10 protein-coding genes are annotated in these 15,508 nt (G+C 61.9%); 2 read left to right on the top strand and 8 right to left on the bottom strand.

Annotated elements, in window-relative coordinates; genetic code table 11:
- Positions 1–972, bottom strand: coding sequence for a polyprenyl synthetase family protein (locus I2E69_RS03925; RefSeq protein ID WP_195458881.1), 972 nt, complete (start codon positions 970–972; stop codon positions 1–3).
- 130 nt (positions 973–1,102) lie between these two features.
- On the opposite strand from I2E69_RS03925, the gene I2E69_RS03920 reads away from it, so the two are divergent.
- Together I2E69_RS03920 and I2E69_RS03915 are read left to right on the top strand one after the other, a co-directional pair.
- Positions 1,103–2,107 (top strand): ROK family protein, encoded by a 1,005-nt coding sequence (locus I2E69_RS03920; protein WP_195458880.1) that lies wholly within the window; start codon positions 1,103–1,105, stop codon positions 2,105–2,107.
- 79 nt (positions 2,108–2,186) lie between these two features.
- Entirely contained in the window at positions 2,187–3,260 is a 1,074-nt protein-coding gene (locus I2E69_RS03915; protein ID WP_195458879.1) for an SGNH/GDSL hydrolase family protein, read from the top strand.
- A 77-nt stretch (positions 3,261–3,337) separates the two neighbouring features.
- Here the strand turns inward: I2E69_RS03915 and I2E69_RS03910 are convergent, their stop codons facing one another.
- From I2E69_RS03910 to I2E69_RS03880, 7 genes are all read right to left on the bottom strand, one after another.
- The gene (locus I2E69_RS03910; RefSeq protein WP_195458878.1) at positions 3,338–5,755 is read right to left on the bottom strand and encodes a BACON domain-containing protein; all 2,418 of its coding nucleotides are present in this window, start codon (positions 5,753–5,755) and stop codon (positions 3,338–3,340) included.
- A 27-nt stretch (positions 5,756–5,782) separates the two neighbouring features.
- A complete protein-coding gene (locus tag I2E69_RS03905; RefSeq protein WP_195458877.1) occupies positions 5,783–6,919 on the bottom strand; it encodes a sialidase family protein in 1,137 nt (378 codons plus the stop codon).
- 9 nt (positions 6,920–6,928) lie between these two features.
- Positions 6,929–7,843 carry a dihydrodipicolinate synthase family protein gene (locus tag I2E69_RS03900; protein WP_195458876.1) on the bottom strand — a complete coding sequence of 305 codons (915 nt, stop codon included), beginning with the start codon at positions 7,841–7,843 and terminating at the stop codon, positions 6,929–6,931.
- Between the two features lie 9 nt (positions 7,844–7,852).
- On the bottom strand, positions 7,853–10,411 hold the full coding sequence (locus I2E69_RS03895) for a sodium:solute symporter family transporter (RefSeq protein ID WP_195458875.1): 2,559 nt from the start codon (positions 10,409–10,411) through the stop codon (positions 7,853–7,855).
- Positions 10,412–10,421: 10 nt separating this feature from the next.
- On the bottom strand, positions 10,422–11,150 hold the full coding sequence (locus I2E69_RS03890) for a FadR/GntR family transcriptional regulator (RefSeq protein WP_195458874.1): 729 nt from the start codon (positions 11,148–11,150) through the stop codon (positions 10,422–10,424).
- 63 nt (positions 11,151–11,213) lie between these two features.
- A complete protein-coding gene (locus I2E69_RS03885; protein ID WP_195458873.1) occupies positions 11,214–13,385 on the bottom strand; it encodes a calcineurin-like phosphoesterase C-terminal domain-containing protein in 2,172 nt (723 codons plus the stop codon).
- Between the two features lie 9 nt (positions 13,386–13,394).
- Complete coding sequence (locus I2E69_RS03880; RefSeq protein WP_195458872.1) at positions 13,395–15,494, bottom strand: DUF5689 domain-containing protein; 2,100 nt, start codon at positions 15,492–15,494, stop codon at positions 13,395–13,397.
- Positions 15,495–15,508 lie beyond the last annotated feature (14 nt).

Raw genomic sequence — 15,508 nt, 5'->3', positions numbered from 1 at the left:
TTAGTTTTTCCGCCCCATTAAACTCATTGCGTAGTCGCGCATGCGCCCCGTACGCGCAGGTTCCACCGAAAGGGTGTCGAGGATCGACAGCGCACGTTCGAAACGCACCTGGATCTGCTGTTCCGTGAGGCGCGGCACGTCGAGACGGTCGTAGATGGCCTTCACCTTAGCGATCTTTTCGGTGTCGGAAAGCGTTGCGTCGCGGTAGGCCGTGCGCAGGACTTCGCGTGTAGCCTCGTCCGAGCGGCTCATCGCTGTGACCATCAGGTAGGTTTTCTTGCCTTCGAGGATGTCGCCTCCGATGGCTTTGCCCAGCCGTTCGTCGCCGTAACTGTCCAGCAGGTCGTCCTGCAACTGGAACGCCAGGCCCAGTTCGATGGCGAAGCGCCGCAGGCGGCGGCAATCCTCCTCCGAGGCGCCGCCCAGCATGGCGCCGATCACGACCGATCCGGCCAGCAGTACCGAAGTTTTCAGTTCGATCATGTGCATGTACTCGACCACCGAAACCTTGGGCTTTTGTTCGAAATCCATGTCGTATTGCTGTCCTTCGCACACTTCGAGCGACATGGTGTTGAACGTCGAGAGCACCTGCGGCAGCAGTTTGGCCGGGACGGTGCTCAGCAGGCGGTAGGCGTAGATCAGCATGGCGTCGCCCGAAAGAATGGCTACGTTCTGGCCCCATTTGGCATAGACCGAGGGTTTTCCGCGGCGCACGGCGGCGTTGTCCATGATATCGTCGTGCAGCAGCGTGAAGTTGTGGAACACCTCGACTGCCGCCGCTGCCGGCAGCGCCTGCTGTACGTCGTCGGAAAAAATTCCGTATGCCAGCGTCAACAGCATAGGGCGGAGGCGTTTGCCGCCCCCGGCCAGCGAGTAGCTGATCGGAGCGTACAGGAGTTCGGGCTCGGCCGGAAATTCGGCCTGGGCGAGATAATTTTCGATGGCGGAGAGCATCTGCTCGTTGGTCTGCATAGTCTTGAATAGAGTCTTGAATGGTGCTTTTGGGTCGGAAACTGTCCCAAAAATAGGAAAAAACTTTGGAGTAGCCGAATTTTCAATTAACTTTGACAGGATAAAACTAACTTTTAACCTGAAACACGATATGAAAAAACTCGCGATCGGCGTGGACATCGGCGGCATCAACACCGCTTTCGGCCTCGTAGACGAAAACGGCGACCTTTATGCCGAATCGGTCATCTCGACCAAGAAGTATCCCTTTGTTGACGACTATCCGGCTTACGTCGAGGATCTTTGCGACTCGATGCGCGCACTGGCCCAGAGCCTTTCGTTCGAGTACGAGTTGACGGGTATCGGCATCGGAGCCCCCAACGCCAACTATCACAAGGGCACGATCGAGACCCCTGCGAACCTGTGGAAGTTCAGGGAGGGCGACCCCAATCCCGACGAAAAGCGCCGCGTATTCCCGCTGGCGGACGATATTTCGAAGTGTTTCGGCGGCGTGAAGACGCTCATTACGAACGACGCCAATGCAGCGACGATCGGCGAGATGATCTACGGCAACGCCAAAGGCATGCGCGATTTCATCATGATCACCCTCGGTACGGGCCTCGGCTCGGGATTCGTCGCCAACGGCGAGATGATCTACGGCCACGACGGCTTTGCCGGCGAGTTCGGCCACGTGATCGTCGAGCGCAACGGCCGTGAGTGCGGCTGCGGCCGCAAAGGCTGTCTGGAGACCTATGTTTCGGCAACGGGTATCAAGCGCACGGCGTTCGAACTGATGGCGAAAATGAACGCTCCCAGCAAACTGCGGAGCATCGCTTTCGACGACTTCGACGCGTCGATGATTTCGGCCGCTGCCGAGCAGGGCGACCCCATTGCACTGGAGGCTTTCCGCTATACGGGCGAGATGCTGGGCCGCGCGCTGGCCGACGTGGTGACGGTGACTTCGCCCCAGGCGATTTTCCTCTTCGGCGGACTTTCGAAGGCCGGCAAGCTGATCTTCGAACCGACGCAGTGGTTCATGGAGGAGAACATGCTCTTCGTCTTCAAGAACAAGGTAAAACTGCTTCCCAGCGGTATTCAGGGCAAGAACGCCGCCATCCTCGGCGCGTCGGCACTGATCTGGCAGGAAGCTGTCAAATAGCCGTGTCAGGCGGATTTTATAAAGGCGAAGTCGTGAAAACTTCGCCTTTTTTGAGAACCGATAACTTAAATTTACACCAATGAAACGCTTTTTTCTTTTGGCCGCTGCGCTGCTGGCGGCCTGGGCTGCGGCCGCACAGGTCCGGTTTGTGGACGCTACCGAGTTGAACCTCATCGGCAAGGCACAGCCTACGCCGCATCCTTACCACCGGATCGATACGGTTGTTTATAAAGGCTTTACCAAGGCCGAAAACCAGCAGGTGCGCTGCTCGGCGGGCCTCGCGCTGGTGTTCAAGACCAATTCCACGCGCATTGACCTGCTGCCGGACTACGCGCCGTTCGTTTACAACGGTGCGAGCACGCCCCGGGTCGCTTCGGAGGGCTTCGACCTCTACATCCGCAAGGACGGCGAGTGGCTTTATGCCGCTTCGCGCGCCCCGAAAAAACGCGGCGAGGCCTACACGATGATCAGCCACATGGATTCCTCGGAGAAAGAGTGCCTGCTTTACCTGCCCAATTACAACGAGCTGACCTCGCTTCAGGTCGGCGTGGACGAGGGGGCGACGATCGTTCCGATGGAGAATCCCTTCCGCCACAAGATCGTGATTTTCGGTTCGAGCTTCACCCACGGCGTGAGCACCAGCCGTGCGGGTATGAGCTATCCGATGCAGATCGGCCGTAACACGGGTCTCTACTTTTGCAGCATCGCCTGCAGCGGCAACTGCAAGTTGCAGCCCTATTTCGCCGACTACCTCGGCGACGTGAAGGACGCCGATGCGATGGTTTTCGACGCCTTTTCGAACCCTGACGCCAAGATGATCGAGGAACGGCTGATTCCCTTCATTGCACGTATCCGCGAGAAACTGCCTTCGACGCCGCTGATCTTCGTGCAGACGATCTACCGTGAGAGCGGCAATTTCGACCTCCGTTCGCGCAAGGGCGAGGAGGCCAAGCGTGAGATGGCCCGCAAGCAGATGGCCGAGGCGATGAAACGTTTCGACAACGTTTATTTTATCGACAAGGCGGACCTGACGGGAACCGACCACGTGACCTCGGCCGACGGCACGCACCCTTCGGACCTGGGCTATTGGCGCTGGGCGCAGAACCTCCAGCCCGAACTGCTGAAGATCTTCAAGAAGTGCGGCATCCGCTGATCGGGCGGGTTTTGCAGAAAAAAAAGGGAGACGGTCCGTTGTGGACCGCCTCCCTTTTTTGCGAGTCGTACGGGGGATCACTTTTTCTGCGACACCTTGAAATTGTCGATCCAGAAACGACTGTAACCCCCGTTGCCGGAGACGCCCAGTTGCGTCTGTGCCGTGGCTCCCGTGACGACGACGGTGATGTGATGCCATTGCGCGCCGTTGGTCCACCCGGCATAGTTGCCGCAATAGTAGTTGTAGCTCTTGCTGTCGGCGGCCGGACCGGTGTAGGTATCGCCGCTCACGCCGGTGTAATTACCTGAGAGGGATGCGATCTGTCCGTCGCCGTGTACCGAGAAGATCGATTTGCCGGTCTCGGCGGCGTTCTTATACTCCAGTACGTCGTACTCGACTACGATGTCGGTCGGTGTCGGACCGATGGCTGTCAGCGCCGGGGAGAGCATGTCGCCCACGGCGGTCGTCGTTCCGAAGCCCAGCACGCCGTTCTTGGCGTAAAGGTAGCCCCCGGCGGAGGTCCAACCGTATTTGGTGTACTTTTCAGCCCATGCCGTAACCTTTGTGCCGTTGGTTCCGATGGTCGTCGTGTTGGTCAGCGAGCCGCCCAGGATACCGCCCGTAGTACCGTCGCCTGCTGTCCATGCGAAGTCGTCTTCGAGGTAAACGACCTCGGGAATCTCGTTGGTCTGCGTGACGGTGAGCGTCGCCGTGGCCTGGTCGCCGGACGAAACGGTGATCGTTGCCGTGCGGGGGCGGTCGGAGAGGTTCTGCGACAGGGCGCGGAATGTGAGGCTGTAGGCCATGCCTGTTCCGAGGCCTTCGCTCATCGGCGAGACGGTGAGCCAGTCGGCGTCGGTGCTTGCCGACCACGAGCCCGGGGACTGGATGATCAGCGATGCTTCGGCGCCTTCGAGGTTGTCGATGTCGGCGCGGCTGCTGCCGTGCACGCGGATTTGGGGGACGATGGTCGAAGGTACGTCGCGCGATCCGGTGACGGCGCCCTTCACGGCTTTGCCGATCAGGATGTTGTCGACCAGGATTCGGCCGCCGGCCGTTGCGTCGGCTGCGCCGAAGACGATGCTCGTCTGTGCCGTGGCGCCCTTGACGATGACCCAGTATTTCCGCCAGCGGAAGCTGTTGGTGAGGGGCAGTTCGACCGAGGTGTCGTCCGTGTCGCCGATCGTGCCGGGGCCGTCGACCGAGATTGTCAGCGGTTTGGTATCGGGCGTCATCGTCGCCGTGGCGTAGTTGGCTCCGAAGAACGAAACGAGCAGGTCGGCGGGTTCCGTGCCGATCGCGGTGAGCGCCGGGGTGACGAGCGCCGCGCGGCGGGACGAAATGCCGAGACAGACATAACCCTCGTAACGGGCCTGTACGTCGGTGCGTGTACCGAGCGTGGAGTAGCCGATGCGGGTGAAATCGTCGAGCAGGTCCAATGTGAAGTAGTTGGCCTTGCCCGTAGCCGAAGTCGCTGCAGTCACGGTGGGCCATCCGCCGCCCGTGAGTGAGTCCCAGCGGCTGGAGGCGGTGATCCAGGCGAAATCGTCGGAGAAGTAGACCTCGTTGGTCTCGTCGGAGATGACCTCCATTTTCATCGTGTGGGGAATGTATTTGGCCGCGGCGAATGCCCCCGTGTCGTCGGTGACGTAGGAGGTGAACGGCTCTCCGGCGAAGATGGTTTCACGGAAAACCCGTTCGTCGGTGGTCACGACCTTGAGCGTGAGTCCGCCCGCTGCGGAGGTGAAGCGTCCCAGCGGGATGCGGACCGAACGGGCCTGGTCCAGCGCGAGGCCGTCGCCGTCGCAGACGACTTTCAGGCGGTCGGACTGTTCGGTGAGGGTCACGTTGCCGAGGTTGTCGGTCGTTCCGTCGGCCGCCATCCAGCCCGTCAGCGCGGAGCCTTCGGCGGGAGCGATCTCGATGGTTGCGACCGAGGTCTCTTCGAGCGGCTCGAAACTCAGTTCCAGCACCGAAGCGAAGTTACGGAAGCGCAGCGCCACGGGGTGCTGCTGCGTGGCGGAGGTCGAAGCCTCGCCTATGAGCAGCGGCAGGGTCGTGTTCGCGCCTGCGGCGACGTGTTGTTCGGCGGGAACCGAGAAACGGATGACGGCGCGGTTGAGCAGTCCTCCGGCGTTGGTCTGGTCGTAGGGATAGTAGGCGAAGTAGGTGCGCCGCCCGGTGACCGACTCGTTCCAGCGGATGGCTTCGGCGGCAGGTGTCAGCATGCTGAACGTCGTGGCGTCGGAGAGCGTATAGGGGATGTTTTCGATGTGGGGCGTGCCGTCGATCATTGCCGTGATGCCGATTTGGTCGCCGGCCTCCCAACGGATGGCTGTGCCCTCCTGGACGACGCGGCTTTCGGCCTCGACGGGGTCGATCGCCGCCGCGAACTGCACGTCGCCGATCACGGCGGGCTTCTGCTCCGTCGTTTCATCGTCCGAGCAGGCGCCGAGTGCGGCCAGACACAGGCTGAGTAAGAAAAAACGTTTCATATCGGTAAGTTTTAAGGTTTTCGGAATTTAGTCGAACAGCCTTCCCGGGGAGACCGTCTCGAAGGAGATGCGGCGGTAGAGTTGTTCTTTGCCGCCGGGATCGCCGTTCTCGTAGAGGATGCCGACCGATCCGTCGGGCAGGCACACCAGGTCGGAGTAGGCCGCGCGGCCTTTGCTGACGGTGACGAAGCGGCTCCATGTGCGGCCGTTGTCGCGGCTCACGCCGATCGACATGTTTTCGCGTTTGAGCGAGCGCGGGTTGGAGAAGAGCAGCGTCCGCGAAGGCTTTCCGCCGTAGGGCGTGTAGTTGAGGATGCTGCCCTGGCAGCGCGGTTCAATGAGCTGGGTCTCTTCCCACGTGCGGTCCCACGTGACTCCGCCGTCGCGGCTCACGGCGCACAGGCGCAGCGAATCCGCGTGGTCGTAGTGGCGCATGTTGAGCATCAGATCGCCGTTGGAAAGTTCCACGACCGTGCTTTCGTTGCCGCCGGGCTGTGAAACGGCGCCGATCTGCCACGTCGCGCCCCGATCGTCGGAGTAGAGCAGGTGGGAGTTCGAGGCGATCGTGCCTTCGGGAGTCACCCACTTGTGGTTGGCCGGAACGACGAGGCGGCCTTTGTGCGGGGCTTTGGCCTTCTGGATGGCATGGCAGGGACCGGTGGCGTACCAGGTCCATCCGGGGCGTTTCACCGTGGAGGTGATCTCCACGGGGTCGCTCCACGTCACGCCGTTGTCGTCGGAGTAGAGCGAAAAGACACGGCGGGTATTGCCGGCTTTGCCGGTTTCGATGTCGCGTTCGTGGTCGGGGCCCCGGTTCCAGCAGGCCACGAGGACGATGCGTCCGGTTTCGCGGACGACCACCGGGGCGGGGTTGCCGCAGGTGTTGCCGGCGTCGTCCCACAGGACGGCCATTTCGCCCCATGTGCGGCCGTTGTCCGCCGAGCGGCGCACGACCAGGTCGATGTCGCCCCGGTCGGCCGTGCCGTCGCGCCGGGCCTCGGCGAAGGCCAGTAGCGTGCCGTCGGCGGCGCGGATGAGCGCCGGGATGCGGAAACAGGCGTAACCGTTGTCGCCGTTCCGGTAGACGACGGTCGCGTCGGGGTTTTGGGCCCGGCAGCCGAGGGCCGCCAGGGCGGTACAGACGATCAGTAGGAGCGTGCGCATGGTTTCGGGTTATTTGGTGCGGTTGAAAAAGTCGATGGCTTCGAGTTCGGATTTCAGCTCTGCATATTCGGCTTCGGTGAAGGGAGCCAGCGGCAGACGGCATGAACCGCAGTCCACGCCCACGAGGCGCATGATGGCTTTGCCGCCGCGGACGCCGCCGCCGTGGCGGATGATCACTTCGACGATCTTCACCGAGTATTGCTGCAACCGGGCCGCCGCGGCGATGTCGCCGGTGCGGAAGGCGTCGAGCAGGCGGTTGTAGACCTTCGCGGCGTAGTTGTAGGTGCTGCCTACGGCGGCCGTGGCGCCGAGCGAAAGCCCGCACAGCAGGATTTCGTCGTAGCCGTGGAGCACTTCGTAGCGGCCTTCGTCGAGCATCAGGCATTGGGACATTTCCATCAGGTTGTTATGCGTGAATTTCACGCCGGCGAGCGTCGGCATCGCCTTGCCGCCCAGGGCGAGGAACTCCGGGACGGAGACCGAGACGCCCGACATCGAGGGCATGTTGTAGTAGTAGAAGGGCAGCGAGTTGCTGTTGGCGATGGGGGTGAACCACGCCACGAGTTCCGCGGCGGTCTGCGGCTTGAAGAAGTAGGGAGCCATGGCGCCGATAGCGTCGACGCCCGACCGCTCGGCGTGCTGTGCCAGGGCGATTGCGTCGGCGGCGCAGTTGGAACCCACGTGCACGATCACCTTCAGGCGTCCCGCGGCGGCCGCGATCCACGCTTCGGCGACGGCCCGGCGTTCGTCGGTGGTCAGCGATGCCGATTCGCCCGTCGTGCCGCAGATGAAGACCCCTTTCACGCCGCTTGCAACCAGCAGGTCGGCGTAGGGTTTGACGGCGGGGAGGTTGAGTGCGCCGTCGGCTGTCATCGGGGTAAAGGGAGCGGCGATCAGGCCCTCCAGTTTTTGCTTGTTAACCATTGTTGGGAGTTATTTTTTGGTTTTATAAATAGTCAGGTTATCCGTGTGTTTGGGGTCGCTGCCGCCCGTGAAGAGGCTCACGACGTAGCCGATGACGAAGCAGGCGATGAAGCCCGTGGTCGAGTAGAGCAGCAGGTTGACCCATTGGTGCTGGGTGACGAGCGTCTGGACGATGATGCTCCCGACGAGCCCGCAGAGGGCCCCTGTGGCATTGGCGCGGCGGGTCACCAGGCCGAGCAGGAACAATCCGCCCAGTCCGCCCAGCAGGATGCCGAGGAATTTCGAAAATTCGTCCCACAGCGATTTGATGTCCCACGAGGCCATCACTACGGCGAACAGGATGCCTACTATGCCCAGCACGAAGGTCGCCCAGCGGGCGATCGAGAGCATGTGGCGCTCGTCGCGGCGGGGCTGCATTTTGCGGTAGATGTCCGTGACGAAGGCCGTGGCGGCCGAGTTCATGCTGCTGCTCAGCGTCGACATCGCCGCGGCGAACAGGCCTGCGATGACCAGCCCCAGCACGCCGCGCGGCAGTGCGGTGCTCATGTACCACGGCAGGATGGCGTCCGAATCGGAGATCGACATGCTCAGCTCCTGCGGAAAGTATTTGTAGAAGGCCCAGAGCGCCGTGCCGAGCAGGAAAAACAGCAGGCTGGCGGGAACCGTCAGTGCAGCGTTGGTGTAGACGCCTTTGCGGGCGGCCTTTTCGGAGTCGGTCGTGAGGTAGCGCTGGACGATGGTCTGGTCGGTTCCGTAGGTGGTGATGTTGGTGAAGACCGTGGCGATCAGTACGGTCCAGATCGTCGGCTGGCGCAGGTCGAAGAACGATTCGCCGAGGCTGAATTTTCCGGCTTCACCCGCGGCGGAGAAGATCGTCCCGAATCCGTCGGGCAGTTGGAATGCGATCGAACAGCCCACGGCTACGGCGGCGCCCAGCAATACGACGACCTGCAGGGCTTCGGTCCATACCACGGCCTCGATGCCGCCCATCAGCGTGTAGGCGAGGCTCAGTACGCCCATCAGGGAGATGCAGAGAAAGATGTCGAAGCCCGTGACGATGTTCAGGGCGATCGACGGCAGCAGCAGTACGACGGCCATGCGGCCGATCTGGAAGATGATGAACGAGACGCTGCACACGACGCGGATCAGGGCGTTGAAGCGCAGTTCGAGGTATTCATAGGCCGTAGTGACGTTCAGCCGCCGGAAGAAGGGGATGAAGACCCCGACGATCAGCGGAACCACGAGGACGATGCCCGCGTTGAACAGCAAATAACTCCAGTCCGTGGCGAAAGCCTTGGCCGGAATGGCCATGAAGGTGATGGCCGAGAGGCTCGTGCCGAAGATGCTCAGGCCGACGACGAACCACGGGATGCGGCCGCCGCCCTTGAAGTAGTCGCCCGTCGATTTCTGGTTTTTCGAGAAGTACCAGCCGATCCACGCCAGCGCCAGGAAGTAGAGCCCGATCACCAGGATGTCAAGCCAGCCCATGCGGTGGAGTTCGTCGGCGAGGTGTCCGTGCAGGATCACCGGGGTCCGGATGCCGGGGGCTGTTTCGCCGCTGGCGATCGTGATGTCGCGCCCGTCGCTCACCACGGCGGTCGTCACAGGCAGGATGAAGGACGATTTGTCGACATCGGCCTGGGTCATCGTACCCGTTACGGTGTGATAGAGCCTGAGGGCGTTGTCCGATGTGGCTTCGTCGTGCGACTTGCCGCCGAAGAAGAGGATGTGATTCGTGCCGAAAGCCGCTGCCGTGCCCGCCATGACGGGAAAGTCGCCTTCGAGAGCCGTCCATGCGTCGAGCCGCGGATTGTAGCGGTAGCCGTCGCGATGGATCGTCCACGGCGCGTCGCCGTCGTAGTCGCGGCCGCTGAAGAGGTAGAAACAGTTATCCATTCCGTCGCTCTGGCCCGCGGCGACGGCATAGCCGCGCGCAGGACCCGGCCATGCGGCCAGTTCGCGCCATCCGGCGGCAGGGGCGGCCGGGTCGAGTACGAAAAAGCGTTTCGAGGCCTTGGCGGGGGTCATCGACTCGTTGCCGCCGGCGACATAGACCTTGCCGCCCGCGAGGCATCCCGCGGCATTGGCCAGCGGGGCCGGGAGCGGGGGCCACTCCGCAATGCGGGGCGCGCCGTTTTCGACGGTGAGCAGGTACACCTCGTTCATGCAGCGCGAAGCGTCGCAGCCGCCGATGCAGAGCATACCCCCGGGAAGCGTTACCGAGACACCGTAGGCCGCCGGGCGCGGCAGGGCGTCAGGAAACGTCTGCCACCCGTTGGTTTCGTCGTAGAGGTATACGTCGCCGTACCAGCGTTTTTCGCCGCCTTCCCACGGCATCGCACCGGGGAAATTGGCGCCGCCTGCGATGACCAGTTTTCCGCCGGTTTTTCCGGCGAAAACGCCGGCAAGACCGTGGTGGGCCGTCGAATCGTTTGCGGCGGGGAGGCACAGGGCGTCGTTCCAGACGATGGCGTCGGTACGCGTCAGTTGCGTCGTGGTCTCAGCGCCGCGGGCAGGGGCTGCCGCCGCTGCGAAAAGCAGGGCGAGGGGTATGATAAATTTCAGCACGTTTTTAAGTTTATTTTCTGGGTTTCCGGTTTTTGCTCAGGTAGATCGTATAGAGCTTCAGGTGGTCGGCGATGGCCTTGCGGTAACCCTCCTCGTCGCCGCGCTGGATGTACTCCAGCAGGTGCTTGTGGGTCACCAGTTCGCCGCTTTCGGCAAGCTCCTTTTCGATGGGCTCGAAGAAGTCCTGGAAGTTGTCCTTCACGAAATCCATCACCGGATGGATTACGGCCTGGAACTCCGAGATCATGTCGTTGCCCGTGATTTCGTAGAGTTTCGAGTGGAAATGCACCTCGCTCATCGGGGTGTAGCGGTTGACACCGATAATCTCGCCCATCTCGACGATCTGCTCCAACTCCCGGATGTCCTCGGGGGTGATGTTGGCGAAGATGTAGCCGCTGATGCCGATTTCCAGCGCGATGCGGAATTCGAGGATGTCCAGCACCGTGTCCTTGTTCATCAGCAGCGGATTGACGCAGCGCTTCATGCCGCCGAGGATCGAAGGCTCGGCCAGGATCATGCCCCGCTTGGTGCGGGATTCGATCATGCCGGTCATCTTGAAGCGGCTCAGGGCTTCGCGCAGCACCGTGCGCGCTACGCCGAGGGCGTTGGCCAGTTCGGCTTCGGGCGGAATGCTGCTGCCCGGGCGCAGGCCCTGCTCCTTGAAGTATTCGATGAGGCTCTCCTCGACCTGGTCTACCAGCGTCGTGTGGGGTTTGTTGATTTTCAGTGCGCTAAGCATAGTTTACAGTTTTTTCAGATTTATCTGATAAAATTACGAATTATTCGGCGTCCGCCCAAAAAATTACTCGCGTAATTGCTGGGTGAAGACTTTTCCGAAGCGGTCCGTAACCCGTATCAGAACCGGCGAGTCCGCAGCCGCCGTTACGGCCGAGAACATGTGCGGCGTGCTCTGGGCGCTGGCGGCGCTCTTCGACATGTCGTCGCCCGAAGGCTTGTAGACCGTCTCGACATAAGTCAGGTAGCCCGGGTCCTTGCGCGCCTGGCGCGTCACCGTAAGCGGAGCGTTGTTTTCGAGGACCTCGACTTTCCAGGCGGCATCCCATCCGCCCCAGACGTTGACCAGTATCTCGTTGGCCACGCTCTTGTCCTTGTAGGGCTGTTTGTTCATGTCGTAGGCCGTGAAAGCCCGGTCGGCGGCGAGTTCACAGCCTTTGTAGCTCCAGCGGATGCTGCGGCCGCTGATCTCGTAGATGCCGTAGCCGACGGGCGAACCGTCGGTCCCGGAGCTGTATTCCGTTCCGCCGTTGAAACCCTTGACGTTGTACCAGAGCGAACCGCTGATGGCTCCGAGGTTATGCTCCCGGATGGCGGCGCTGCCGGGAACCGTGCCCGTGTGGTTGTTGTGCCAGTGGCCCGAGAGGACCAGCACGTCGGTAAAGCCGGCGAGACTGCTGACGAGTGCCTGGGCGTTGCGGAACGAGGCGTTGAGCGTCGGGGTGAACTGGCGGCAGGAGGTGAGCGGAGCATGAATCCAGATCATCAGCGGCGCCGTTTTGTCCTCGATGGTTTTGAGGTCGGCTTCGAGCCATTCGAGCTGGCGGTCCGAAAGTTCGACGGCGTAATATCCGTCGCCGAAGACGCCCTGCGAAGCGCCGTTGTTGTCGATGCGGACGTTATCGAGCGCGATGCAGTGGACTTGGCCCAGGTTGACCGAATAATAGGTCGGCCCGAGGTGGCGGCGGTAAGGCTCCTTCGTGGCATGGTCCCCGGCGATGTAACGGTCGTAGTCGTGGTTGCCGACGGCGTGGAAGAAGGGGATGCCGAATTCGCCGATCAGCGAACGGTATTCCGCAAATCCGAATCCGTAGAGGTACATGTTCTTGTCGAAGATCATGTCGCCGACCGACAGGGCGTAGACTTTGCGGCCGCCGAGTTCGGAAACGGTCTTTTTGAAGTCGGGCACGAACGAGTTGCGGCAGCTCATGAGCGACGACTGCGGAACCATCAGGCGGGAGTTGTTGTCGATCTGGATGTCGGCCGTGGCCAGCAGCACGTAGTCGTCCGTGCCGGTTTCGGACAGGGTGAAGTCGTACCGGTCGCGGCCTTCGGCGAGCAGGTGGTAGAACTGCGGGACGGGTCCGTCGGCAGCCGCCTCGTAACCGCGGGGGAGGGTGACGAAAACCACGTCGGAAGCGCGGTCCGAGACCATCGACCAAATGCCCTGTGCGTCGCTTTTCACGACCTGGAGTCCGTCCGAGACTGCAACGCCTGCCAACGCTTCGCTGCCTGAGTAGACGCGGCCGTAGAGATTCGTGCCTTCGGGGAGCGTCGCGGGGTCGATGCGGTCGAAAGCCGAGACGGTGACGGCGGTGACGCCGAGCGACTGGCGGTCGGCGCCGCGCTCGATCCATACCTCCCAGTCGCCCGAGGCGAGCGACGCCGGGAACCGGATGGTGATGCCTTCGGCGCTGCAACTGACGACGGCCGCTTCCAGGCCGGTTTGTCCTTCGGCGGCAAAGCGGATCTTGTCGCCCTCGGTGAATCCTTCGCCCGGAATGGTTACGATCTCACCGCGGTCCACCGTGTAGGCGGCTTCGAGTTGCACGTTGCGCACCAGGCGGAAAATGTCGACGTTGAGCATCGCCGTGCCGAGGAACTGGGTCTTCACGTCGCGCATGCACCAGAGGCTCCAGCGTCCGGTCGTGACCTCTTTCGGAATGCGGAACGTAACGTCGGTGGGTGTGAATCCGCTGATCGCGACGGCGGTCTGTTCGGTCGATTCGCCCCGTTCGCCCGGCGTCAGGGCGAGGCGGTCGCCCTCGGCGAATTTCAATACCCGGAGGGTCATTTCGCCTTCGTAGTCGAGGTCGTAGGCGTCGTCGACCAGCGCAATGACGAAATGGTCTTCGCGCGGGGTTTCCTGCTGTGTTTCGTCCGAATCGGAGCATCCGGCCAGCAGCGGTCCGCCGGCTAATGCCGCGGCAACGAGCAGTCTGTATAATAGCTGTTTCATGGCGTTCGGTTATTTGATTTCCACGATTCCGAGGTGTCCCAGGCGCGACGTGCCGGTCGCGGCGATCAGTGCGTTGTTATGCTGGGCGTTGGTCTCGGCGGCGCAGCGTATGAGGATCGTCACCTGCTGCTTGCCGCGCATGGCGTCGGGCAGGCGGAAGCTGTACGGGAAGAGGAACGGCGTGAAATTGATGCACGGGGCGTCGTAAGTGCCGATGTCCTCGAACTTCACCTTCGCCAGGTCGCTCTCCGCCGAGTCGCTCCACTGGACCTTCATCTTGCCCGGACCGCCCTTCGAACTGGTGCTCGTGAGATAGAGGTAGAGCGCTCCCGTCGCGTTGCGCAGCGTATTGGTGCGGATGATGAATGCTTCGCCCACCTCGTCGTTGTTCGATACCAGCGAATGGTGCGTCGTCACGTTCCACCAGAGTTTGGCGTTGAGGCTGTAATAGTGCTCGGGCTCGTCGGCGAACGGAATGTCGTGCTGGCGGCGTACGTCGGTCGTGAGCCAGTAGGAGGCGATGGCCCCCGAACTGCTCGGGAAAACGTCGAAATTGTTGGTGTCGTCGTAGATCGAGAAGACCGCCGAACTTTGGTCGCCGCCCGTATTGCCGACTGCGAAGACCGGCACGGCGTCCTGGGCGAGCCACGGCCCGGCCTGCATCAGCGTCGTCGAGAAGCGGGTTTCGCTGTCGGCCGAGAGCGCGTCGTCCGCCGTGTTGCGGATCTGGAGGATGTATTCGCCGCGGAACTTCGTGACCAGCGCCGTCAGTGCGCCCGACCCGGCCGGGAGATTGCGTGCGTACATCTCGGTGAAGGAGCGCAGGAAGTAGAGTTTCACGACGTTGCCCTTCGTATCGCGCACGAGCTGCGGGGCGAGCGTGTGGTAGGGGAAGAGGGCCCGGTAACCGGCTTTCACGTTCTTCACCCACTCCGTTTCGGTGGTCGCCTCGTTGTTGCCGTCCTTTTCGAAGAACGGTGCATAGCCGCCGTAGGGCGTCACGAACTCGACGGGGTCGATGCGGACGACCGTGTTGGCATATTGTGAGAGGTCGCCCATATCGTTCAGGACCACCGCAACCGGGGTTGCGGGAGCTTCGTCGGTGCTGCGTTTGACCGAAGAGGCTGCGAAGTCGATCACGCAGAGGTTGCCCTCGGCGTCGTTGCGCAGTTCGGCGGCGTACATGTGTATGGCGACTTTGCGGTTCTGGGCATACCATCCCCGCTGTTCGGCGGAGGGGCTGAGGAACTCGTTCTTGTCCTTGAGTATGAATTTAATGCCGCGGCCGCTGGCGTCCTGTACGTAAAGAACGCTGTCGGGCAGGTTTTTGCGCTCGAAATCGCTGGTGATCCAGCCTTCGACGGCATAGTTTTCCTCCAGTTCGAAGCGTCCTTCGGCGTCGAGCTGCACCTCGCTCAGCAGGCGGGCTATCGTCACCATTTCGGCGTGTTCGAACGAGGTGTTGCCGTCCATCTGCTCGACGGGGACCGACACCTTGTAATCGCCGCCGACCATGCGGAAGCTGATCTGGCCGGTGCGTTTGGGCTGGCCTGTGTTGTTCGTAAAGAGGAACTGCTGCGACGTTTCGGTCGTTTCGCCCAACGAAATCCACGTGTCGCCTTCGTCGACGGCGGCTTCCCACTTCACGTTGCTCGTGATGCCGACGGTGACGGGCGTTCCGGCGATGTCGACCCGGATTTTCGACGACGTGAGGTTGGTTTTGATTTCGGGGGTCAGTCCGGCCTGTTTTACGCGAATCTGTCCCGCAACGCCGTGCGCCGTGCGGATGTCGAATGTCATTTCGCGGCCGTAGGCGTCTCCGACAGGCTGTACGGTGAGGGTCGTGCGGCCGTTGTCGTCGCCGTAAGCGGGCCACACGTCGATCCACGAAGCCGCAGGGTCGTCGGCGACGATCTCCCAGTGTCCCGAACGGGAGAAGAACGAAATGTCTTTCGTACCGCCTTCTGCGGGACATTCGAACAGGTTGTCGCCGCCCAGGAAGGTCATCTCGCCTCCGCCGGCCGTGTCGTCGTCGGAACACCCGGCGGCCACTACCGCGGCAAGGAGCAGCGCCTTCGGACGGAGTATGTTGAAAAGTTGACGGATCATATCTTGTTGAATTT

Source organism: Alistipes sp. D31t1_170403_E11, from assembly GCF_015553985.1.
GTDB lineage: Bacteria > Bacteroidota > Bacteroidia > Bacteroidales > Rikenellaceae > Alistipes > Alistipes montrealensis.
This window is presented reverse-complemented; position numbering and strand designations above follow the sequence as displayed.

Coding starts and splice junctions, on each gene's coding strand:
- I2E69_RS03910 (WP_195458878.1), bottom strand. CDS start 5,755: ATGAAACGTTTTTTCTTACTCAGCCTGTGTCTGGCCGCACTCGGCGCC.
- I2E69_RS03925 (WP_195458881.1), bottom strand. CDS start 972: ATGCAGACCAACGAGCAGATGCTCTCCGCCATCGAAAATTATCTCGCC.
- I2E69_RS03885 (WP_195458873.1), bottom strand. CDS start 13,385: ATGAAACAGCTATTATACAGACTGCTCGTTGCCGCGGCATTAGCCGGC.
- I2E69_RS03915 (WP_195458879.1), top strand. CDS start 2,187: ATGAAACGCTTTTTTCTTTTGGCCGCTGCGCTGCTGGCGGCCTGGGCT.
- I2E69_RS03890 (WP_195458874.1), bottom strand. CDS start 11,150: ATGCTTAGCGCACTGAAAATCAACAAACCCCACACGACGCTGGTAGAC.
- I2E69_RS03880 (WP_195458872.1), bottom strand. CDS start 15,494: ATGATCCGTCAACTTTTCAACATACTCCGTCCGAAGGCGCTGCTCCTT.
- I2E69_RS03905 (WP_195458877.1), bottom strand. CDS start 6,919: ATGCGCACGCTCCTACTGATCGTCTGTACCGCCCTGGCGGCCCTCGGC.
- I2E69_RS03900 (WP_195458876.1), bottom strand. CDS start 7,843: ATGGTTAACAAGCAAAAACTGGAGGGCCTGATCGCCGCTCCCTTTACC.
- I2E69_RS03920 (WP_195458880.1), top strand. CDS start 1,103: ATGAAAAAACTCGCGATCGGCGTGGACATCGGCGGCATCAACACCGCT.